This window comes from Pseudomonas sp. MF7453 (assembly GCF_016405455.1).
Taxonomy (GTDB): domain Bacteria; phylum Pseudomonadota; class Gammaproteobacteria; order Pseudomonadales; family Pseudomonadaceae; genus Aquipseudomonas; species Aquipseudomonas paralactis.
On the sequence record NZ_JAEKCN010000001.1, the window covers coordinates 13,149 to 33,324 of the forward strand.

Genomic DNA, 20,176 nt, shown 5'->3' on the forward strand with positions numbered 1-20,176 from the left:
CTGTACAGAGGGATTTCGGCACCATTTTGGAGTTTTACATGCTCGATCAGGCTCAACGCGTCCTCAAGGACATCTTCGGCTACGACAGTTTTCGTGGCCGCCAGGGTGCGATCATTGAGCGCGTGGCCAAGGGCGGCGATGCCCTGGTACTGATGCCTACCGGTGGCGGCAAGTCGTTGTGCTTCCAGGTACCTGCGCTGTTGCGCAATGGCCTGGCGGTGGTGGTATCACCGTTGATCGCGTTGATGGACGATCAGGTTGCCACCCTCGAAGAGCTGGGCGTCGCCGCCGCTTCCCTGAACTCCACCCTCAGCGCCGAGCAGCAACGCGACCTGGCCGCGCGAATCAAGCGCGGTGAAGTGAAGATGTTGTACCTGGCGCCGGAGCGTCTGGTGCAGCCGCGCATGTTGGCCTTCTTGCAGAGCCTGGAAATCGCCCTGTTTGCCATCGACGAAGCCCACTGCGTATCGCAATGGGGCCACGATTTCCGTCGCGAATATTTGCAGCTGGGTCAATTGGCGCAGCTGTTTCCCGACGTGCCGCGCATCGCCCTGACCGCCACGGCCGACAAGCGTACCCGTGAAGAGATCGTCGAGCGCCTGCACTTGCAGAACGCCGAGCGTTTCCTGTCCAGCTTTGACCGGCCGAATATCTTCTACCGCATTGTGCCCAAGGAGCAGCCACGCAAGCAGTTGCTCGCGTTCCTCTCCGAGCGGCGCAGCGATGCGGGTATTGTCTACTGCCTGTCACGCAAGAAGGTCGATGAAGTCGCCGCGTTCCTGTGCGAGCAAGGCTACCCGGCGCTGCCTTACCACGCCGGCCTGCCCAATGAAACGCGCTCTGCGCACCAGAAACGCTTCCTGAACGAGGAAGGCCTGATCATGGTGGCGACCATTGCCTTCGGCATGGGTATCGACAAATCCAACGTGCGTTTCGTGGCGCACATGGATCTGCCCAAGTCCCTTGAGGCTTACTACCAGGAAACCGGTCGTGCCGGCCGTGATGGCTTGCCGGCGGATGCCTGGATGGTCTACGGCCTGCAGGACGTGGTGATGCTCAAGCAGATGCTGCAGAACTCCGAAGGGGACGAGCGCCACAAGCGTCTGGAGCAGCACAAACTCGACGCCATGCTTTCGTTGTGCGAAGAAACCCGCTGCCGCCGTCAGACGCTGCTGGCGTATTTCGACGAAGATATGCCGCAACCTTGCGGCCACTGCGATAACTGCATGGATGGCGTGCAAACCTGGGACGCGACCGAGCCGGCTCGTCAGGCATTGTCGACGATCTATCGCACCGGCCAGCGCTACGGCGTGGGTCATCTGGTGGATGTGTTGCTCGGCAAGGACAACGAAAAAGTGCGCAGCTTCGGCCACGAGAAATTGTCGGTCTACGGTGTCGGCAAGGCCCGTGCCGAAGGCGAATGGCGTTCGCTGTTCCGTCAGATGGTTGCCCGTGGCCTCGTCGACATTGATATCGAAGGCTATGGCGGGCTGCGCCTGAACGACAGTTGCCGGCCATTGCTCAAGGGTGAAGTTAGCCTGGAACTGCGCCGCGACCTCAAGCCGCAGACCACCGCCAAGAGCAGCAGCACCAGCCAGGCCAGCCAGCTCGTACGGGGCGAGGAGCGCGAGCAGTGGGAGGCGTTGCGCACCCTGCGACGCAAACTGGCGCAGGAACACAGCGTGCCGCCCTACGTTATCTTCCCCGACTCCACCTTGCTGGAAATGCTGCGCGAGCAACCGACCACCATGGCCGAGATGGCTCGGGTCAGTGGTGTGGGTGCGCGCAAGCTGGAGCGCTACGGCCAGGCCTTCCTGGAAGTACTTGGCGGCCAGGCAGAAGCGCCGAAAGAGATTGCCGATATACGCCACGAACTGATCAGCCTGGCCCGCGCCGGCATGACCCCGATCCAGATCGCCGGCCAGCTGCAATGCTCGGAAAAAAACGTGTATACGCTGCTTGCCGAAGCCATTGGCAAACAACAGTTGTCGCTGGAGCAGGCCCTTGATTTGCCTGAGGATTTACTCGGCGAAATCCAGGATGCCTTCCTTGATGGAGAAGGCGAATTGCCACCTGTGGTGGAGATCGCCCCGTTGTTCACCGGGCGTGTTCCCGAGGGTGTTTTGTACTGCGTGCGTGCCGCTTTGCAGTCGGAATTCGAAATTTAGTGTGGCAATTACGACAATGTAACGAATCAGTACATACCGGGCCTTGCCTACTGGCATGGCTCATGCTTAGCTGACTAATAATTAGCCACATTTTATTTTCAGTCTTAAACATGAGTTTTTTATGCCGTTAACCGATCAACACCGTTTTGGCATGCAGTTGGCGCAAATGTCCCGAGGTTGGCGCGCCGAGCTGGATCGCCGTTTGGCGGGGCTGGGCCTGTCCCAGGCGCGCTGGCTGGTATTGCTGCATCTGGCCCGTTTTGTCGAGGCACCTACTCAGCGAGAACTGGCACAAAGTGTCGGCGTCGAAGGGCCGACCCTGGCACGTCTGCTCGACAGCCTGGAAGGCCAGGGCCTGGTGCAACGCCAAGCCGTGGTGGAAGACCGCCGGGCCAAACGCATCTTGTTGTGTGATACCGCTCAACCGCTGATCGATCAGATTGAGACCATCGCTACGGCGTTGCGCCATGAGTTGTTCGTGGGCGTGAATGAGGAAGACTTGAGGGTGTGCATGCGTGTGCATGAGCACATCCTGGCGAACCTGGAAAAGTCCTGATCTAAATAATGTGGGAGCTGGCTTGCCTGCGATGACGGACATTCAGTCAAGTGATTAGCTGACTGACGCACCGCTATCGCAGGCAAGCCAGCTCCCACATTGGGTTTAGTGTTCGGCTTCTTAGAACGTCTGTCCCAGGTTCAAGTACACGGCCTTCTGATTATCGTCATTGAACCCATAGCTGAAATTCAGTGGCCCCAGTGGCGTATCAAACCCCAGGAAGATACTCGCGGCGTTGATATAGCCGCTGTCGAACTCATTGTCGTTGTTCCACGCCCGGCCCCGTTCCAGTGAGGCGCCCAGGTACAACGGGAAGTCCAGCGGCAGGTACGAGCGCGGGGTCAGCCGGCGGAAGTACACCGCACGCATCAGGCTAATGTTCTGGCCTGAAATTGCATCCTGACGAAAGCCCGACAATTGCCGCGCCCCGCCCAGCAGGAAGCTGGAAATCACCACATCCGAATTATCCAGCGTGCGTCCATAACGTCCGCCGAGTATCAGGGTGTCCGGGCCATGGCTCATGGCCTTGTCCAGTTTGAACTCCCACTGACGGTAGCGCTGGTCCGAACCCAGGCCAGGTTCGAACTCGCGAAAGGCCAGGCCGATGTCCTCACCGCTGTGCGGAAAGTAGACGTTGTCGAGGGAGTCGAAGGAATACTTAAGCTCATAGAAGCCTTCGCTGAAACTCACGCTCGGCTGGTCGCGCTCGCCGATACGCACATCCGCCTTGCCCCACGCCTCACCTACGCCGAAGCGGATTTCGCCGCTGTTGCCGATCTGGCGTCCAACGTTCAAGCCGAAGCCATAGCGCTCCAGGCGATATTCTGAGATGGGATCGTTGTCCAGAATCAGCTCGACGTTCTGCGCCTCGGCTCTGATATAAGGCGCGACGAAGTAGCGAGAGCCGGTGTCCATCGGCTGGTAGAACTCGCTGTACAGCTCCTGTCGATCACCGATCTGCACCCGCGTCAGCCACTCCGCGCCGAGGCGGTTGATGCCGTTCACTCGATAGCTGGCACCAAGGTTGAAGGCGCTGTCGCCGCGCATGTCATCCGACAGGTTCAAGCCCAGGCGCAGGTAGTCGGTGCCGCTGCGCTTGCCACGTGCGCTGATCACCAGGGTATTGTCCTGGCCCTTTTTGACCACGCGGTATTGCACCTGCTCGAAGTAATCCAGGCCGTACAAGGTGCCCATGTCCGACTGCAGACGCCCCAGGTTCAGCGGTTCGCCCAACCCCTGGCGAATGTAATAGCGGATCACGTCGTCGCTGACTTTGGAGTCGTTCTCCACCTTGATGGCGGTGATCACCGGGGTGCGCTCGCCCGGGGTGCGTGCAGCCACCAGTTGCGCGTCAATGGGCTCGACAGGTCGCAGGTTCGCCAGGCGCACATCAAGGGCGCGGGTGGCGCGGTAACCGGCGTCGATCATGTCTTTGGCGCGGCCGAAGTCGGTCACGCCATAGGCGGCCAGAGGCGGTTGGATCAGCACATCCTTGGGGTTCAGGGCCTTGAGTTGCTCCTCGGAATTGCGCCGGGTCATCAGGGTGATGGACTGGTTGAGCACGTCCACCACAGTTGCCAATTGCTTGCGCGAGCGCAGCGGGGTGCCGATGTCGACCACGATGGCAATATCGACGCCCATCTCCCGCGCCACGTCCAACGGGATGTTGTCAGTCATGCCGCCGTCAACCAGCAGGCGACCGTCCAGCTCCACCGGGGCGAACACGGCGGGGATCGACATGCTGGCGCGTATCACCTGGGGCAGGTGGCCCTTGCTGAACACGACTTTTTCGCCGGTGGTGATGTCGGTGGCCACGGCGCGGAAGGGAATCGGCAGCTTGTCGAAGTTACGGGTGTTGCTGCTGTGGGCAAACATGCTTTCCAGCAACAGCGCCAGGTTCTGGCCCTGGATCACGCCCAGTGGCAGGCCCAGGCTGCCGTCGTCGCGAAAACTGAGTTTCTGCTTGACCAAAAAATCCCGGTCATCCTGTTTGCGCCGGAACGGTACGTCCTCCCGCGGCGGTGCGTCCGACAGCGCCTGTTGCCAATCAATGCCCAGCGCCAGCTTCTCCAGCTCGTCGATCTTGTAGCCCGATGCGTACAGCCCGCCAATCACCGCACCCATGCTGGTGCCGGCAATCGCATCGATATGGATACCCTGTTCCTCAAGCGCCTTGAGCACGCCGATATGCGCCAGGCCACGGGCGGCACCGCCGGACAACACCAGGCCGATCTTGGGGCGGGGTGCTTCCAGGGCGTCGGCAAGCAGGGGAACTAAGCACAGGAACAGGCAAGACAGCAGGCGGCGCATCATCAATCTCAAGGCTGGGCGATAAAGGCCGCTATTATAGCCACTCGATCCGCCGAGCCCGTAACGTCAGGAACCTCTCAAATCATGTCCGCAAGCAAACCCGAGATCGTTATCACCTATTGCACCCAATGCCAGTGGTTGCTGCGCGCCGCGTGGCTGGCGCAAGAGTTGCTCAGTACGTTTGCCGATGACCTGGGGCGCGTGGCGCTGGAACCGTCCACCGGTGGCGCCTTTCGCATCACCTGTGATGGTGTGCAGATCTGGGAGCGTAAGGCGGATGGTGGTTTTCCCGAGGCCAAGGTGCTTAAGCAGCGAGTGCGCGACCAGATCGATCCGCAGCGCGATCTGGGGCATAACGACCGTACCGCGTAAGGTCAGACTACTGCTGGTTGCTTGGCCTGGCTGGCGCTGCCCATCAGGCCGGAGAGTACGATGGCGACGATGATCAAGGCGCCGCCCAGCAACATGCGCAAGGTTGGGGTTTCGGCAAACAGCAGCCAGGCCAAGGTAATGCCGTAGACCGGTTCCATGGCAAACACCACCGAGGCGGTGCGCGCCTTGATCACGGCGAGGCTGGCGACGAACAGGCTGTGGGCCAGGCCAGTACAAAACACTCCCAGCAGCCCGATCCACAGCCAGTCGATTGCACGCACATCCGCCAGCCCCGGTGCGGCCACCGGCAGCAGGCACGCGGCGACCACGACGTTCTGGCAAAGGGCGGCCTGTACCGCCGGAATGCGCCCGGAACTGGCGCGATTGTTCAGCGACAACAACGAGAACAACAGCCCCGAGGCGATGCCCCACAGCAGGCCGCCCGTGGCCTCGCTGGCGAGATTGAAGTCCGGGGTCACCAGCACCAGGCCAACGGTGACCAGAACCACCAGCAGTACTTCATTGGCGCGAATGCGCTCGCGGAAGATCAGCCCCTCAAGGATCACGGTAAAGGCCGGAAACGCGGTGAACCCCAGGGTCGCCACGGCCACGCCGGCGACTTTGACGGCGATAAAGAACGTCACCCAATGGGCAGCCAACAACACGCCGCTGACCAGCAGCCGGCGCCAGTCACGCATCTCCAGTTTTTTCCAGGGAGCGTTGCTGGCAAAGCGCGCAAAGACCGCCAGTGCCAGCACGGCAAACGCCGCCCGGCCAAATACGATGATGGCGGGGGAGGCCGCCGCCAACTTGCCGAATACGCCAGTGAGGCCAAACATCAATGCGCCGATATGCAGGGCGCCAAGGGCTGAGCGGGGAGTCATTGCGTTCCTTGATCCAACAGGGGGTGACAGCCTCGCAGTCTAGAGGGTTGGCGAGTGGGCGTCTGTCGAGGGTGGGGTGATTTTTAGCGCAAGACTCTTGCTAGTCCGCTCGACGCAACGCCCCAGGCGAGGCGCCAAAAAACCGTAGCATGGCCGCGCAAAATGCACTTTGCGAGGCGTAGCCGACGCGCTCGGCAATCTCGCCGATGGGCAGGGAGGTTTCGCGTAACAGCCTGAGCGCCATGTGCAAGCGACGATTGCGTAGATAGTCCATCGGCGTCTGTCCGCATTCAGCCATAAACCGGGCATGCAGGCGCGGCACGGACAAATCGGCAATCCGTGCCAGGTCGGCCACCTGGAGCGGACGCGCCGCATGGCGCTCGATATGGGTATTGAACGCAGCATAAGGCAGGCGCCGGCCAGGCAGCGGTTGGGCCTGAGGGTGGTTGAGGCTGGCCAGTAACAACACAGCGCCTTGCTGGACGATCAGCGGGTCGTGCACCGGGCTTTGTGCCAGCCACTGCACCAGTTGGTGTTGCCGGGCATCCAGCGCCAGGTGCGCGGGTTGGTCGAGCAAGCGGCGGCTGGCGTCGGCATGTTCGCCCAAGGATTGCACCACCCAGTGCTCAGTCGGTACATCCAGCACCAGGCAGTGGCTGCCATCGCGGCTGATGCAGGCATGATGGGTGGAGAAGGGCAGCACCATCACGCTGCTTTCGCGCACCTGGCTGCCACGGCCATCCACTTCCAGGTCCAGGTGCCCGGACAGGCCGAACATCAACTGCGCATGGTCATGGCTGTGGGCAATGGGTGCTTCGAGATAGTGGCGTAGCGTGAGGGTCGGGCTCATCGCGGTCTCCAGGGCGGCAAGTTGTCAGTCTACAACGCTTGGCGAGCGACGAGCGCTGTCATCAGACTGACGCACGCTTGTCATGGGCTATTAATCGCCAAGGCGCAAGCTCGCCAAAACAGCGTCGAGGGATGCCCATGACCCGTGCCGAGTTCACCAAGCCCAGCCGCAAGCAACGGGTGCGAACCCTGTGGATTTCCGATGTGCACCTGGGCACTCGGGATTGCCAGGCCGAACACCTGTCGCACTTTCTCAAGGGCTACCACGCCGACAAGGTCTACCTGGTCGGTGACATCATCGACGGTTGGAAAATGCGCGGCGGCATGTATTGGCCCCAGGCTCACACCAACGTGATCCGCCGCTTGCTGACCATGGCCAAACGTGGCACTGAGGTGATCTATGTCACCGGCAACCATGACGAGTTCCTGCGTCGCTATTCCAAGCTGATCCTGGGCAATATTCAGTTGGTCGATGAGGCTGTACACGTCACCGCCGATGGCCGTCATTTGCTGGTGATTCATGGCGACCAGTTTGATGTGATCACGCGCTATCACCGCTGGCTCGCCTTCCTCGGCGACTCGGCCTACGAATTCACCCTGACGCTGAACCGCTGGCTGAATCACTGGCGTGCGCGGTATGGCTACGGTTATTGGTCGCTGTCGGCGTACCTGAAACACAAGGTCAAGACGGCAGTGAGTTTTATCAGCGATTTCGAAGAGGCGATTGCCCACGAGGTGACCAAGCGGGAATTGCACGGGGTGGTGTGCGGGCATATTCACCATGCCGAGATTCGCAAGGTGGGCGAGGTGGATTACCTCAACTGCGGGGATTGGGTGGAGTCGTGCACGGCCTTGATCGAGCACTGGGATGGGCATATCGAGTTGTATCGGTTGGCGGATGCGCAGGCCAAAGAGGCACTGCTAAAGGCCGAAATGGTCGCTGGCTGAACCCCCTGCGTGCTTATAAAAGTGGGCGCTGGCTAGGTATCGCACACGGATTCAGCGTCCGGCATCAATCCCCTGTGGGAGCGGGCTTGCCCGCGATGGCGGTGGGCCAGGCAATTAATCTGCAACTGAACCACCGCCATCGCAGGCAAGCCAGCTCCCACACGTAATCCTGTTGCTTCAGTTGGAAACGTCGGCGATGGCTTGCGCCAGCAACGTCAAGCGCGTTGCATCAACCCCGGCCACGTTAGCCCGCCCCGAACTGACCATATACACACTGTGCTTTTCGCGCAGTTGCTTGACCTGCTCGGCACTCAAGCCGGTATAGGAAAACATCCCACGCTGCGTGCCGATATGTGCGAATTTCTCGGCCAGGCCATGGGGCGCAAGCGCTTCCACCAATCCTGCGCGCAGATGGGCGATCCGCGAACGCATGGCCTCGACTTCCTCGCTCCACTGCTTTTTCAGCTGTGCATCACCGAGGATGGTCGCCACCACGGCAGCACCGTGATCCGGCGGTGTCGACCACAGGTTGCGGGCGATGTTCGCCAGTTGGCTGCGCACATCGGTGAGCTTATCCGCGTCCGCCGCACACACAATCAATGCGCCGACCCGGTCGCGATACAGGCCGAAGTTCTTCGAGCAGGAACTGGTGACCAGCACTTCCGGCAACTCGGCGGCAAACAGCCGCACCGCCCACGCGTCCTGCTCCAGGCCATCGCCAAAGCCCTGGTAGGCGAAGTCGATCAACGGCAGCAGCTGGCGTTCACGCACAATCTGCAACACTTGGCGCCAGTCATCCTGGGACAGGTCGAAGCCGGTCGGGTTGTGGCAGCAGGCGTGCAGCAGCACCACGTCACCCTTGGGCACCGTGGACAGAGTCGCCAGCATCGCCGCTACATCCAGCCGGTTGTCGCTGCCCACGTAAGGGTAATGACTCACTTTGAGCCCGGCCTTGGCGAAGATGGTTTCGTGGATCGGCCACGTCGGGTTGCTCAGCCACACGCCGCGACCAGGCAGGTTCTGGGCAATGAAGTCGGCACTCAAGCGCAAGGCGCCGGTGCCGCCTGGGGTTTGCGTGGCGCCGGCACGGCGATCGCGCAGCAAGCTAGAGTCGGCGCCGAGCACCAGCTCGCTGATCAGCGCACCGAAGGCTGCGTCGCCATGGCCGCCGATGTAGGTCTTGGTCACTTGGGTGTCGACCAGGCGCTGTTCCGCCAGCTTCACCGAGTGGGGAATCGGTGTCAGGCCCTGGTCGTCCTTGTAGACGCCCACGCCCAGATCGAACTTGTTCGGGTTGGCGTCCTGGGCGTACAGGTCCATCAACCCGAGGATCGGGTCGCCGGGTACGCGGTCAATCGCATCGAAATGCATTACTTGCGGCCCTCGGCGCTCTTGGCCACTTCGTCGGTGCGCGCGGCCATGATGAAGTCGTTGCGGTGCAGGCCCTTGATGGAGTGGCTCCACCAGGTCACGGTGACTTTGCCCCATTCAGTGAGCAGGCCAGGGTGATGGCCTTCGGCCTCGGAGATCTCACCCATGGCATTGGTAAAGGCCAGGGCGAACTTGAAGTTCTTGAACAGGAAGACCTTTTCCAGCTGCATCACGCCGTCGCGCACTTCGATATTCCAGTCAGGGATCTGCTTAATCAGCACCGGCAGTTCTTCATCGCTGACTTGCGGGGCATCGGCGCGGCAGGCTTCGCAGTGGGCTTGGTTCAAGGTGGTCATGGAAGGTGTCCTGAATTCGAATGATTGAAGGTCAGTGGCATTACCCTAAAGCAACGCGGGGCCAGGGAACAGACTCACCTGGCCTTAAAACGAAAGGTTCACGCGGCGTTGGGTTTGGGCGGGACTGCCTTTGGGGTGAAGAGCGGTGCGTGCAGACCCAGCTGCATACCGCGCTCGACCATGCCCATGATGTCTTCCTGCGCCACGTCGAACAGGCGCTTGAGCTCGGGCAAGACGAAGTACAGCGGCTGCAGAATATCGATGCGATAAGGGGTGCGCATCGCTTCCAGCGGATCGAAGGCTTGGTGCTCGGGCTCGTCCGACAGGCAATACACACTTTCTTTAGGCGACGACAGAATGCCCCCACCGTAGATGCGCCGCCCTTCGGGAGTGTCCACCAGGCCGAACTCGATGGTCATCCAGTACAGGCGCGCCAGGTACACCCTTTGCTCCTTGGTGGCCGCCAGACCGAGCTTGCCGTAGGTGTGGGTGAATTCGGCAAACCAGGGGTTGGTCAGCAGCGGGCAGTGACCGAAGATCTCGTGGAAAATATCCGGCTCTTGCAGGTAGTCCAGTTCTTCACGGGTACGAATAAAGGTCGCCACCGGGAATTGCTTGCTGGCGAGCAGTTCAAAAAAGGTCTGGAAGGGAATCAGCGCCGGCACGCGGGCGACTTGCCAGCCGGTGGTGTCGGCCAGCACCTTGTTGATCTCGCCCAACTGCGGGATGCGGTCCAGCGGCAGGCCGAGCTTGTCGATGCCGTCCAGGTATTCCTGGCAGGCGCGGCCTTCGATCACTTTGAGCTGGCGAGTGATCAGCGTGTTCCACACCGCATGTTCTTCAGGCGGGTAGTGGATAAAACCTTGCGCATCGGGCTCGCGGGCCACGTAGTGCGTCTGCTTCATACGGCTCTCCTGCTAGGCATTCGTTCTTGTTATGTCCTGCGATGTCTCTATTGATAACCCGATGCGCGCGAGAATCCAGTTCCCTCAATGTCGTTGTGTAGGAAAAATTACCGATAATTGTAAAGTATTCGTTACGAATGGGCGTTCTCCCACAGTAGTGGGCTGGGAAAATCCAGAGTCCTGTCACATAATCTTGACGACTATCTTCGCCCAGCGACAAAAAGACGCGGCGCCTACTCACTCTTCGAGTCTTTCCATGCGTATCAAAGTGCACTGCCAGAACCGCATCGGCATCCTGCGGGATATCCTCAACCTGTTGGTGGAATACGGCGTCAACGTCGCCAAGGGCGAGGTCGGCGGCGAGCATGGCAATGCCATCTACCTGTTTTGCCCGAACCTGGTGAACATGCAGTTTCAGGCGTTGCGCCCGCAGTTCGAGGCGATTGCCGGGGTGTTTGGCGTCAAACGGGTCGGGTTGATGCCCAGTGAGCGACGGCACATGGAGCTCAACGCGCTGCTGGGTGCCCTGGAGTTCCCCGTGTTGTCCATCGACATGGGGGGTTCCATCGTTGCCGCCAACCGTGCGGCGGCGCAGTTGCTGGGGGTGCGAGTGGATGAGGTGCCGGGGATTCCGCTGTCGCGCTACGCCGAGGACTTCGATTTGCCGGAACTGGTGCGTGCCAGCAAATCGCGGATCAACGGTTTGCGGGTCAAGGTCAAGGGTGACGTGTTTTTGGCGGATATCGCTCCACTGCAATCCAGTGAGCATGATGACAGCGAGGCCATGGCCGGTGCTGTATTGACCTTGCATCGCGCTGACCGTGTCGGTGAGCGTATCTACAATGTGCGCAAGCAAGAGCTGCGCGGTTTCGACAGCATCTTCCAAAGCTCCAAGGTCATGGCCGCAGTGGTCCGCGAAGCGCGGCGCATGGCACCCTTGGATGCACCGCTATTAATAGAAGGCGAAACAGGTACCGGCAAGGAACTCCTGGCCCGTGCCTGTCACCTGGCCAGCCCGCGGGGGCAGTCGCCGTTGATGGCGCTCAATTGTGCGGGGTTGCCCGAGTCGATGGCCGAGACCGAGCTGTTCGGCTACGGTCCTGGTGCCTTTGAGGGGGCGCGAGCTGAAGGCAAGTTGGGGCTGCTTGAGCTGACAGCGGGCGGTACGTTGTTTCTTGATGGGGTAGGGGAAATGAGTGCGCGCTTGCAGGTGAAACTGCTGCGCTTTCTGCAAGACGGCTGCTTTCGCCGGGTGGGCAGTGATGAAGAGGTGTACCTGGATGTGCGGGTGATCTGCGCGACCCAGGTAGATTTGTCGGAACTCTGCGCCCGCGGCGAATTTCGCCAGGACCTTTATCACCGCTTGAACGTGTTGTCGTTGCATATCCCGCCGTTGCGCGAATGCCTGGATGGGTTGGCGCCGCTGGTTGAGCACTTCCTGGATCAGGCCAGTCGGCAGATCGGTTGCCCACTGCCCAAGCTGGCCCCTGCGGCCATGGACAAACTCAGCCACTACCACTGGCCGGGCAACGTGCGGCAACTGGAAAACGTGCTGTTCCAGGCGGTGTCGTTGTGCGAAGGCGGCACGGTCAAGGTTGAGCATATTCGCCTGCCGGACTACGGCGTGCGCCAGCCCCTTGGCGATTTTTCTCTGGAGGGGAGCCTGGAAGTCATCGTCGGGCGCTTTGAGAAGGCGGTGTTGGAAAGCCTGTATGCCGAACACCCGAGCAGTCGCCAGTTGGGCAAGCGCCTGGGGGTGTCGCACACCACCATTGCCAACAAACTGCGTGATTACGAAGTGCTCAAGGCTGATCGCAGTTAAAACGGTGGGAGCTTGCTCCTGTGACGGCCGGCGCTGATCTAACTGACGCACCGCGATCCAAATGTGGGAGCTGGCTTGCCTGCGAAGACGGCCTAACAGTCAACACAGTTGGATCGGGTACATATCCGATATTTAGGTAACGGCCACTTAGGGTTCCGCCCTGACGGCGGCTCACTTTTGAACAGCGCAAAAGTAAGCAAAACGCTCTTGCCCCACCACTCGGCACCTCGCCTAGGCTCGGTGTGCCCGTAATCCGCCAGTGATTTGGGGGGCCGCCGCCACGCGCCATCCATGGCGCGGGGCGGCTAAACCGGCATCCCTGCCGGTTTACCCCCCCAAATCCCTGTCGAATTCCGGCCAGCGTGGTTTAACGGGGCGCCTAAGATCAAAAGCAGATCAAGATCAAGAGCGGCTCGCTTCGCATCGTGGGTACCGTCTGCTGCTACAGCCCACTGTCAGTTGACATGTCAGTGCCTGTTCCACCGCTATCGCAGGCAAGCCAGCTCCCACATGGGTTGGGTATTGCCCACGCAATCAGCGCCCGGCATCAATCCCCTGTGGGAGCGGGCTTGCCCGCGAATGCGGTAGGTCATTCAACATATCAGTGACTGAGCCACCGCATTCGCGAGCAAGCCCACATTTGAGCTCTGTCGTTTTTCAGGCCGGGGTTTGCCGCAGGCGGCAGTAGTCCGCCGTTTTTTCGACTCGCTCTCCTGCCTCAAATCATCTGACCTCGCCGCTAACCCCCGCCCCGCCTGGACTTTCTCCTCTTTTTAAAAGTTGGTTCGCAAATTGCTTAAGCCACCTCAGTACAGCGGTGGGCGGCAAGCGTCCGTCAGAAAGAGGAAAGAGCGTGGACAAGTACCTTTATGTGGCAATGACCGGCGCCAGCCAGAATGCACTGGCGCAGAAGGCCCATGCCAACAACCTGGCGAACATTTCCACCAACGGTTTCCAACGTGACCTGGAGCAGGCGCGTTCGATGCCGGTGTTCGGTGACAGCTTTCCGGCGCGGGCGTTTGCCTTGACCGAACGTCCGGCTACCGACTTTTCCCCGGGCGCGATGATCGAGACCGGCCGAGACCTGGACGTAGCCGTCAGCGGCGACGGCTGGATGGCCGTGCAAACCCCGGATGGCGGCGAAGCCTACGTGCGCAGCGCCAGCATGAACGTGGATGCGCTGGGTGTGCTGCGTGCCGGCAACGGTATGCCGATCATGGGCAACGGTGGCCCGATTGCCGTGCCGCCCCAGCAGAAGATCGAAGTGGGTGCCGACGGCACCATCAGCATCCGCGCCATGGGCGAAGGCCCGCGGGTGATGGCGGAAGTGGACCGCATCAAGATGGTCCAGCCCGACCTCAAGAACATGACCAAGGGCCTGGACGGCACCATCCACACCAAGGATGGCCAGCCGGCCCAGGCCGACGCGAACGTCAAGTTGACCTCGGGTTTCCTGCAGGCGAGCAACGTCAATGCGGTGGAAGAAATGACTGCGGTGTTGGCGCTTTCCAAGCAGTTCGAGCTGCACATCAAGATGATGAACAGCGCCAAAGAAGACGACCAGGCCATGACGCGCGTCATGCAGATGAGCTGATTCAAGCCCATTAACTAATTTGCAACGTAGCGCCAACCATCCGGCGCACGAAGGAGAACAGCATGCTTCCGGCTCTATGGGTTGCCAAGACAGGCCTGTCCGCCCAGGACACCAACCTGACCACCATTTCCAACAACCTGGCGAACGTGTCGACCACGGGTTTCAAACGTGATCGCGCCGAGTTCCAGGACCTGCTCTATCAGATCAAGAAGCAGCCAGGCGCCCAATCCACCCAGGACAGCGAATTGCCGTCGGGCCTGCAATTGGGTACCGGTGTGCAGATCGTCGGCACCCAGAAAAACTTCAGTGCCGGTAACCTGCAGCAAACCGGGCAGCCGCTGGACATGGCCATCAATGGCCGTGGTTTCTTCCAGATCCTGCAACCGGATGGGACTACCTCCTACACCCGCGACGGTACGTTCCACCTGGACTCCAACGGCCAGATCGTCACCGCCAACGGTTTCGCCCTTGAGCCTGCCGTGGTGGTTCCGGCGGATGCCAAGACCTTCACCGTCGGCAACGACGGCACCGTGTCGATCACTGTGGCCGGCAACCCGGCGTCGCAAGTGATCGGCAACCTGCAAACCGCCGATTTCATCAACCCGGCCGGCCTGCAAGCGATGGGCAACAACCTGTTCCTGGAAACCGCCTCCAGCGGCGCGCCGCAAATCGGCACCCCGGGCCTGAACGGGTTTGGCACCACACTGCAAAGCACCCTGGAAACCTCCAACGTCAGCACCGTTGAGGAGATGGTCAACATGATCACCACCCAGCGCGCCTACGAGATGAACTCCAAGGTGATTTCCACCGCCGACCAGATGCTCTCGTTCGTCACGCAGAATCTGTAATCACGTCTATGGGGCGCTTTTGACGGCGCCTGCAACACCATGAGGTAAGGGTCATGAATCGCTATGTTTCCGTTTTGGCATTGAGTGGGATCGCCGTGCTTGCGGGCTGTGTCGCCCCTACGCCAAAGCCCAATGACCCGTACTACGCGCCGGTGTTGCCCCGCACGCCGTTGCCGGCGGCGGCCAATAACGGCTCGATCTACCAGGCCGGTTTCGAACAGAACCTCTACAGCGACCGCAAGGCCTTCCGGGTCGGTGACATCATCACCATCACCCTCAACGAGAAGACCCAGGCCAGCAAGAACGCCAACTCGCAGATCGGCAAGAACAGCAAGACCAGCATTGGCCTGACCTCGCTGTTTGGCGGTGGCCTGAACACCAACAACCCGCTGGGCAGTGGTGACCTGAGCCTGGACGCCGGTTACAGCGGCGACCGTGCCACCAACGGCAAAAGTGCGGCGGGGCAGGGCAACAGCCTGACCGGTTCGATCACCGTGACCGTGGCCGACGTATTGCCCAACGGCATCATCGCCATCCGCGGTGAAAAGTGGATGACCCTCAACACCGGCGACGAGCTGGTGCGCATTGCCGGCATGGTTCGTGCCGATGATATTTCCACCGACAACACTGTGCCGTCGACGCGTATTGCCGATGCGCGCATCACCTACTCGGGGACGGGTTCGTTTGCTGATGCAAGCCAGCCGGGCTGGTTCGATCGTTTCTTCCTTAGCCCGCTGTTCCCTTTCTAGGTGGCCATTTTGAATTTCAAACAGCTGATGGCGACGGCACTCCTGCTGGCCTTGAGCGCCGTGGCCCAGGCCGAGCGACTCAAAGACATCGCCAGTATTTCCGGCGTGCGCTCCAACCAGTTGATCGGCTACGGCCTGGTGGTGGGGCTCAATGGCACGGGTGACCAGACCACCCAAACGCCGTTCACCCTGCAGACCTTCAACAACATGCTCTCGCAGTTCGGTATCAAGGTGCCGCCAGGCTCGGGCAACGTGCAGTTGAAGAACGTCGCCGCAGTGTCGATCAGTGCCGATTTGCCGCCGTTCTCCAAGCCGGGCCAGGTGGTGGACATCACCGTTTCGTCCATGGGCAACTCCAAAAGCCTGCGTGGCGGCACCTTGCTGATGACACCGCTCAAAGGTATCGACGGCAACGTCTACGCCATCGCCCAGGGCAACCTGGTGGTGGGCGGGTTTGACGCTGAAGGCCGCGACGGTTCGAAGATCACTGTCAACGTACCGTCGGCCGGGCGCATTCCAGGTGGCGCCACGGTTGAACGCACCGTGCCGAGCGGTTTCAACCAGGGCAACAGCCTGACCCTGAACCTTAACCGCTCCGACTTCACCACCGCCAAGCGCGTGGTCGACAAGATCAACGACATGCTCGGCCCTGGCGTGGCCCAGGCCATCGACGGCGGTTCGATTCGCGTCACTGCGCCACTGGACCCAAGCCAGCGCGTGGACTACCTGTCGATCCTGGAGAACCTGGAGGTCGATCCAGGCCAGGCCGTGGCGAAAGTCATCATCAATTCGCGTACCGGCACCATCGTGATTGGCCAGAACGTCAAGGTCTCGCCGGCGGCGGTGACCCACGGCAGCCTGACGGTGACCATCACCGAAGACCCGATCGTCAGTCAGCCTGGCCCGTTGTCCAATGGCCAGACCGCCGTGGTCCCACGCTCGCGGGTCAATGCCCAGCAAGAAGCCAAGCCGATGTTCAAATTCGGCCCCGGTACCACGCTGGACGAGATCGTCCGTGCGGTGAATCAGGTGGGCGCAGCGCCCGGCGACTTGATGGCCATCCTCGAAGCTTTGAAACAGGCCGGCGCCTTGCAAGCCGACCTGATCGTGATCTGAGGCCATGGCCATGGATATGCGCAAGAGCGGCATCAGCAGCACGGCAGACTCGGGGTCTTACTCCGACCTGAACCGGCTTAACCAGCTCAAAGTCGGTGACGACAAGAACAGCGAAGGCAACATGCGCAAGGTGGCGCAGGAGTTCGAATCGCTGTTTTTGAACGAGATGCTCAAGTCCATGCGCTCGGCCACCGATGCCCTGGGCAAGGACAACCCGTTGAATACGCCGGCGGCCAAGCAGTACCAGGAAATGTACGACCAGCAGCTGGCGGTATCGATGTCCCGCGAGGGCGGTGGTATCGGCCTGGCGGACGTGCTGATGCGCCAGATGCAAAAGAACAAACCGGTAGAGGCCCAGGCCGCCACCTTGCAAGGCCCGGCGGCGGATGCGCCGGTGAAGAAAGTCGATGTGCCGACCGAGATTGCCGCCGGTACCCAGGCCGAAGGCCCGTTGGGGCGCTCCAATGGGCAGCGCCCATTGTGGGCCTATCGCGTGGCGGAGCCGCAGGCAGGCGCCGTTGCGTCCCACAGCAACGACATGGAGCTGATGAATCAGCGCCGTATCGCCTTGCCCAGCAAGCTGACCGACCGTTTGCTTGCCGGCATCGTGCCCAGCACCCAGGTCGAGGCCAAGGCCGCGCCGCTGCGCAACAGCGCCGCCGATGACAACGTCATCAACAGCAGTGCGCGCACCTTTGCCGTACCCAGCGGGCGCATGCAGGTGTATGGCCGAGCCATTGCCCAGCCACCGCTGGCACCGGCCAAGAAAGCCTTCAGTTCCCAGGATGAGTTCGTCGCCACCATGCTGCCGATGGCCAAGGCCGCCGCCGCACGGATTGGCATCGACCCCAAATACCTGGTGGCCCAGGCGGCGTTGGAAACCGGCTGGGGCAAATCGGTCATGCGTGCCGAAGACGGCAGCAGCAGCCACAACCTGTTCGGCATCAAGGCCGGCCAGAGTTGGCAGGGCGGTCAGGCCCGCGCGATCACCAGCGAGTTTCGCGATGGGGCGATGGTCAAGGAAACGGCGCAGTTCCGCTCCTACAGCTCCTACCAGGACAGCTTCCACGACCTCGTGACCTTGCTGCAAAGCCATGATCGCTATAAAGAAGTTGTGAAATCAGCCGACAACCCGGAACAGTTTGTACGCGAGTTGCAAAAAGCCGGTTATGCAACCGACCCGGATTACGCCAGCAAGATTTCGCAGATCGCAAAAACCATGAACAGTTACCAGAACTACGCTGCCGCTGGCGCAACCACACATTTATAAGGTCTGAACCATGAGTTTGCTCAGTATCGGGATGTCAGGGCTCAACGCCGCTCAAGGATCGCTATCGGTCTTGAGTAACAACATCGCCAACGTGAACACCCCGGGGTATTCGCGTCAGCAGACCACGCAAAATACCAACGCGTCGAACCCGTTTGGCGGCGTGTTCATCGGCACTGGCACCACCCTGGCCGACGTGCGCCGGGTGTACAACGAATACCTGGACACCGCCTACCAGAACAGCACGGCCCTGAACAACGATGCCAAGGCGTACCTGGATCAGGTCGGCGCCGTCGACAAAGTGCTGTCGGACAAAACCACCGGTCTGTCTTCGGTACTCAGCTCGTTCTTCGCCACCCTGCAAACCGCAGCGTCCAACCCCAGCGACCTGTCGGCCCGCCAACTGCTGGTGACCAACGCCCAGACCCTGAGCAGCCGTTTCAACGCGATCTCGACGCAGTTGACCCAGCAGAAAGAGACCATCAACAACCAATTGGGCAGCATGAGCGAACAAGTCAATCAATTGACTGCCTCGATTGCCTCGCTCAACAAGCAGATCACCCAAGTGCAGGGGGCATCGGGCAATGCACCGGCCAACCTGCTGGACTCGCGTAACGAGGCAGTGCGCTCGCTCAATCAGTTGATCGGCGTCACGGCCACCGAGAAGAACGGCCAGTTCAGCGTGACCACCGGCAGCGGCCAGTCGCTGGTGGAAGGCGGGATTTCCAACACGATTTCGGCGGTGCCGAGCAAAACCGATAACAGCCAGTACACCATCCAGCTCGACATGAACGGTACCGCTCTCGACCTGGGCGGTGTGATCAGTGGCGGCAGCATCGGTGGCCTGCTGCGTTATCGCAGTGATGCCCTGATGCCGGCCATCAACGACCTGGGCCGTATCGCCATCGCGACCGCAGACACCATCAATAGCCAACTGGGCCAAGGCCTGGACCTCAATGGTGACTTCGGCGTTTCGCTGTTCAAAGACATCAACAGTGCCGCCGCCATTGCTTCGCGCAGCCAGGGTGCTTCGGGCAACAGTGCCGGGTCAGGCAACCTGAACGTGACAATCAAGGACAGCAGCCAGTTGTCCACGTTTGACTACACCGTGACCTTCAGCGACAAGACCGACCCCAACAAGGTCACGGTACTGCGCTCGGACGGCAAGGCCATGGGCACCTTTGACATGGGCTCCACGCCGCCGCCGACCATGGATGGCTTTACCCTGGCGCTGGATGGCAAGGGCACCATGGCGTATGGCGACAGTTTCAAGGTCAGCCCGACCGCCACCGGCGCAAGCGGTATTGGTGTGGCGCTCACCGATGCGAACAAGCTGGCGTTTGCCGGCCCGTTGAAGGGTACCAGCAGCACGACCAACAGCGGCACGGGCACGTTTACCCAGCCATCGTTGACGGCGCCGTTGGATATCCATGGCGGCACCGACACCGCACAACTGCGCGCCGGTATTGAAAACTCGATGCCGGTGAAGATGGTATTCGGCAAGCCCGCCGCCGACGGCACGCAGTCCTATACGATCAGCGACTCCAAGGGCAACCCGATCGGCACGGGCTCGATCATCCCGGGGCAGGGCAACAAGATCACCGTCGACGTGCCGATGCGCGACGCCAGCGGCGCAGCCATCCCCGGCAAGAGCTTCAAGTTCGACACCACCGTCAATGGCTCCCCGGCAGACGGCGACAGCACCACCTTCGCCTTCAACAGTGGCGGCAAATCCGATGGTCGCAATGCCCAGGAGCTGCTGAACCTGCAAACCAAGGCCACCGTCGGCATGGGCGAGGGCAATGGCGGCACCAGCCTGGTGGGGGCCAACAGCAAGCTGGTCTCCACGGTCGGCGCCAAGGCCAGCCAGGCCGGGGTCGACAGCGCCGCCACCGGTGCGTTGCTGAGCGCCAATAAAGATGCGCGCAACTCGGTGTCCGGGGTCAACCTGGATGACGAAGCGGGTGACATGATCAAGTTCCAGCAGTACTACACCGCGTCGTCGCAGATCATCAAGGCTGCGCAAGAAACCTTCACCACACTGATGAATGCTCTTTAAGG

17 protein-coding genes are annotated in these 20,176 nt (G+C 61.0%); 11 read left to right on the forward strand and 6 right to left on the reverse strand.

The annotated features are described in order from the left end of the window. The first annotated feature begins 38 nt into the window (after positions 1–38). Positions 39–2,168 (forward strand): DNA helicase RecQ, encoded by a 2,130-nt coding sequence (gene recQ, locus JFT63_RS00070; protein WP_186558427.1) that lies wholly within the window; start codon positions 39–41, stop codon positions 2,166–2,168. Between the two features lie 121 nt (positions 2,169–2,289). Continuing rightward, a complete protein-coding gene (locus tag JFT63_RS00075) occupies positions 2,290–2,724 on the forward strand; it encodes a MarR family transcriptional regulator (protein WP_003193007.1) in 435 nt (144 codons plus the stop codon). A 120-nt stretch (positions 2,725–2,844) separates the two neighbouring features. Here JFT63_RS00075 and JFT63_RS00080 read toward each other — a convergent pair whose 3' ends face one another. After that, positions 2,845–5,034, reverse strand: coding sequence for a patatin-like phospholipase family protein (locus tag JFT63_RS00080; RefSeq protein WP_198706417.1), 2,190 nt, complete (start codon positions 5,032–5,034; stop codon positions 2,845–2,847). Positions 5,035–5,118: 84 nt separating this feature from the next. Here JFT63_RS00080 and JFT63_RS00085 point away from each other — a divergent pair, with 84 nt between their 5' ends. Continuing rightward, complete coding sequence (locus tag JFT63_RS00085; protein WP_057700931.1) at positions 5,119–5,406, forward strand: SelT/SelW/SelH family protein; 288 nt, start codon at positions 5,119–5,121, stop codon at positions 5,404–5,406. Between the two features lie 2 nt (positions 5,407–5,408). Here JFT63_RS00085 and JFT63_RS00090 read toward each other — a convergent pair whose 3' ends face one another. Then, on the reverse strand, positions 5,409–6,290 hold the full coding sequence (locus tag JFT63_RS00090; protein WP_186558429.1) for a DMT family transporter: 882 nt from the start codon (positions 6,288–6,290) through the stop codon (positions 5,409–5,411). Between the two features lie 100 nt (positions 6,291–6,390). After that, complete coding sequence (locus tag JFT63_RS00095; protein WP_198843158.1) at positions 6,391–7,140, reverse strand: helix-turn-helix transcriptional regulator; 750 nt, start codon at positions 7,138–7,140, stop codon at positions 6,391–6,393. A gap of 137 nt (positions 7,141–7,277) precedes the next feature. Here JFT63_RS00095 and JFT63_RS00100 point away from each other — a divergent pair, with 137 nt between their 5' ends. Continuing rightward, a complete protein-coding gene (locus JFT63_RS00100; RefSeq protein WP_003192999.1) occupies positions 7,278–8,087 on the forward strand; it encodes a UDP-2,3-diacylglucosamine diphosphatase in 810 nt (269 codons plus the stop codon). A gap of 177 nt (positions 8,088–8,264) precedes the next feature. On the opposite strand, the gene JFT63_RS00105 is transcribed toward JFT63_RS00100, so the two are convergent. The 3 genes from JFT63_RS00105 to phhA form a co-directional block, all read right to left on the reverse strand. Continuing rightward, the gene (locus JFT63_RS00105) at positions 8,265–9,458 is read right to left on the reverse strand and encodes an amino acid aminotransferase (protein WP_198843159.1); all 1,194 of its coding nucleotides are present in this window, start codon (positions 9,456–9,458) and stop codon (positions 8,265–8,267) included. After that, positions 9,458–9,814 carry a 4a-hydroxytetrahydrobiopterin dehydratase gene (locus JFT63_RS00110; protein WP_057700926.1) on the reverse strand — a complete coding sequence of 119 codons (357 nt, stop codon included), beginning with the start codon at positions 9,812–9,814 and terminating at the stop codon, positions 9,458–9,460. Before JFT63_RS00110 ends, JFT63_RS00105 begins: the two co-directional genes overlap by 1 nt. A gap of 98 nt (positions 9,815–9,912) precedes the next feature. After that, positions 9,913–10,719: a phenylalanine 4-monooxygenase gene (phhA, locus tag JFT63_RS00115; protein ID WP_057700925.1), complete on the reverse strand. Its 807-nt coding sequence runs from the start codon at positions 10,717–10,719 to the stop codon at positions 9,913–9,915. 256 nt (positions 10,720–10,975) lie between these two features. Here phhA and JFT63_RS00120 point away from each other — a divergent pair, with 256 nt between their 5' ends. The 7 genes from JFT63_RS00120 (at position 10,976) to flgK (ending at position 20,174) form a co-directional block, all read left to right on the forward strand. Continuing rightward, positions 10,976–12,541: a sigma-54-dependent transcriptional regulator gene (locus tag JFT63_RS00120; protein WP_057700924.1), complete on the forward strand. Its 1,566-nt coding sequence runs from the start codon at positions 10,976–10,978 to the stop codon at positions 12,539–12,541. A gap of 853 nt (positions 12,542–13,394) precedes the next feature. Continuing rightward, positions 13,395–14,135, forward strand: coding sequence for a flagellar basal body rod protein FlgF (locus tag JFT63_RS00125; protein WP_057700923.1), 741 nt, complete (start codon positions 13,395–13,397; stop codon positions 14,133–14,135). Positions 14,136–14,197: 62 nt separating this feature from the next. Continuing rightward, complete coding sequence (gene flgG, locus JFT63_RS00130; RefSeq protein ID WP_005790105.1) at positions 14,198–14,983, forward strand: flagellar basal-body rod protein FlgG; 786 nt, start codon at positions 14,198–14,200, stop codon at positions 14,981–14,983. Between the two features lie 53 nt (positions 14,984–15,036). Beyond that, entirely contained in the window at positions 15,037–15,732 is a 696-nt protein-coding gene (gene flgH, locus JFT63_RS00135) for a flagellar basal body L-ring protein FlgH (RefSeq protein ID WP_057700922.1), read from the forward strand. Positions 15,733–15,738: 6 nt separating this feature from the next. After that, positions 15,739–16,848 carry a flagellar basal body P-ring protein FlgI gene (locus JFT63_RS00140; RefSeq protein ID WP_407071374.1) on the forward strand — a complete coding sequence of 370 codons (1,110 nt, stop codon included), beginning with the start codon at positions 15,739–15,741 and terminating at the stop codon, positions 16,846–16,848. Between the two features lie 4 nt (positions 16,849–16,852). Further along, the gene (flgJ, locus tag JFT63_RS00145) at positions 16,853–18,118 is read left to right on the forward strand and encodes a flagellar assembly peptidoglycan hydrolase FlgJ (RefSeq protein ID WP_057700920.1); all 1,266 of its coding nucleotides are present in this window, start codon (positions 16,853–16,855) and stop codon (positions 18,116–18,118) included. Positions 18,119–18,128: 10 nt separating this feature from the next. Next, a complete protein-coding gene (gene flgK / locus JFT63_RS00150; RefSeq protein WP_057700919.1) occupies positions 18,129–20,174 on the forward strand; it encodes a flagellar hook-associated protein FlgK in 2,046 nt (681 codons plus the stop codon). The last annotated feature ends 2 nt before the right edge of the window (positions 20,175–20,176 follow it).

Excerpts from the sequence above, each read along its gene's own strand:
- recQ (WP_186558427.1), top strand. The coding sequence starts at position 39 with ATGCTCGATCAGGCTCAACGCGTCCTCAAGGACATCTTCGGCTACGAC.
- flgK (WP_057700919.1), top strand. The coding sequence starts at position 18,129 with ATGAGTTTGCTCAGTATCGGGATGTCAGGGCTCAACGCCGCTCAAGGA.
- flgG (WP_005790105.1), top strand. The coding sequence starts at position 14,198 with ATGCTTCCGGCTCTATGGGTTGCCAAGACAGGCCTGTCCGCCCAGGAC.
- flgJ (WP_057700920.1), top strand. The coding sequence starts at position 16,853 with ATGGCCATGGATATGCGCAAGAGCGGCATCAGCAGCACGGCAGACTCG.
- flgH (WP_057700922.1), top strand. The coding sequence starts at position 15,037 with ATGAATCGCTATGTTTCCGTTTTGGCATTGAGTGGGATCGCCGTGCTT.
- JFT63_RS00105 (WP_198843159.1), bottom strand. The coding sequence starts at position 9,458 with ATGCATTTCGATGCGATTGACCGCGTACCCGGCGACCCGATCCTCGGG.
- JFT63_RS00075 (WP_003193007.1), top strand. The coding sequence starts at position 2,290 with ATGCCGTTAACCGATCAACACCGTTTTGGCATGCAGTTGGCGCAAATG.
- JFT63_RS00080 (WP_198706417.1), bottom strand. The coding sequence starts at position 5,034 with ATGCGCCGCCTGCTGTCTTGCCTGTTCCTGTGCTTAGTTCCCCTGCTT.
- JFT63_RS00090 (WP_186558429.1), bottom strand. The coding sequence starts at position 6,290 with ATGACTCCCCGCTCAGCCCTTGGCGCCCTGCATATCGGCGCATTGATG.
- JFT63_RS00085 (WP_057700931.1), top strand. The coding sequence starts at position 5,119 with ATGTCCGCAAGCAAACCCGAGATCGTTATCACCTATTGCACCCAATGC.
- JFT63_RS00120 (WP_057700924.1), top strand. The coding sequence starts at position 10,976 with ATGCGTATCAAAGTGCACTGCCAGAACCGCATCGGCATCCTGCGGGAT.
- JFT63_RS00095 (WP_198843158.1), bottom strand. The coding sequence starts at position 7,140 with ATGAGCCCGACCCTCACGCTACGCCACTATCTCGAAGCACCCATTGCC.
- phhA (WP_057700925.1), bottom strand. The coding sequence starts at position 10,719 with ATGAAGCAGACGCACTACGTGGCCCGCGAGCCCGATGCGCAAGGTTTT.
- JFT63_RS00110 (WP_057700926.1), bottom strand. The coding sequence starts at position 9,814 with ATGACCACCTTGAACCAAGCCCACTGCGAAGCCTGCCGCGCCGATGCC.
- JFT63_RS00100 (WP_003192999.1), top strand. The coding sequence starts at position 7,278 with ATGACCCGTGCCGAGTTCACCAAGCCCAGCCGCAAGCAACGGGTGCGA.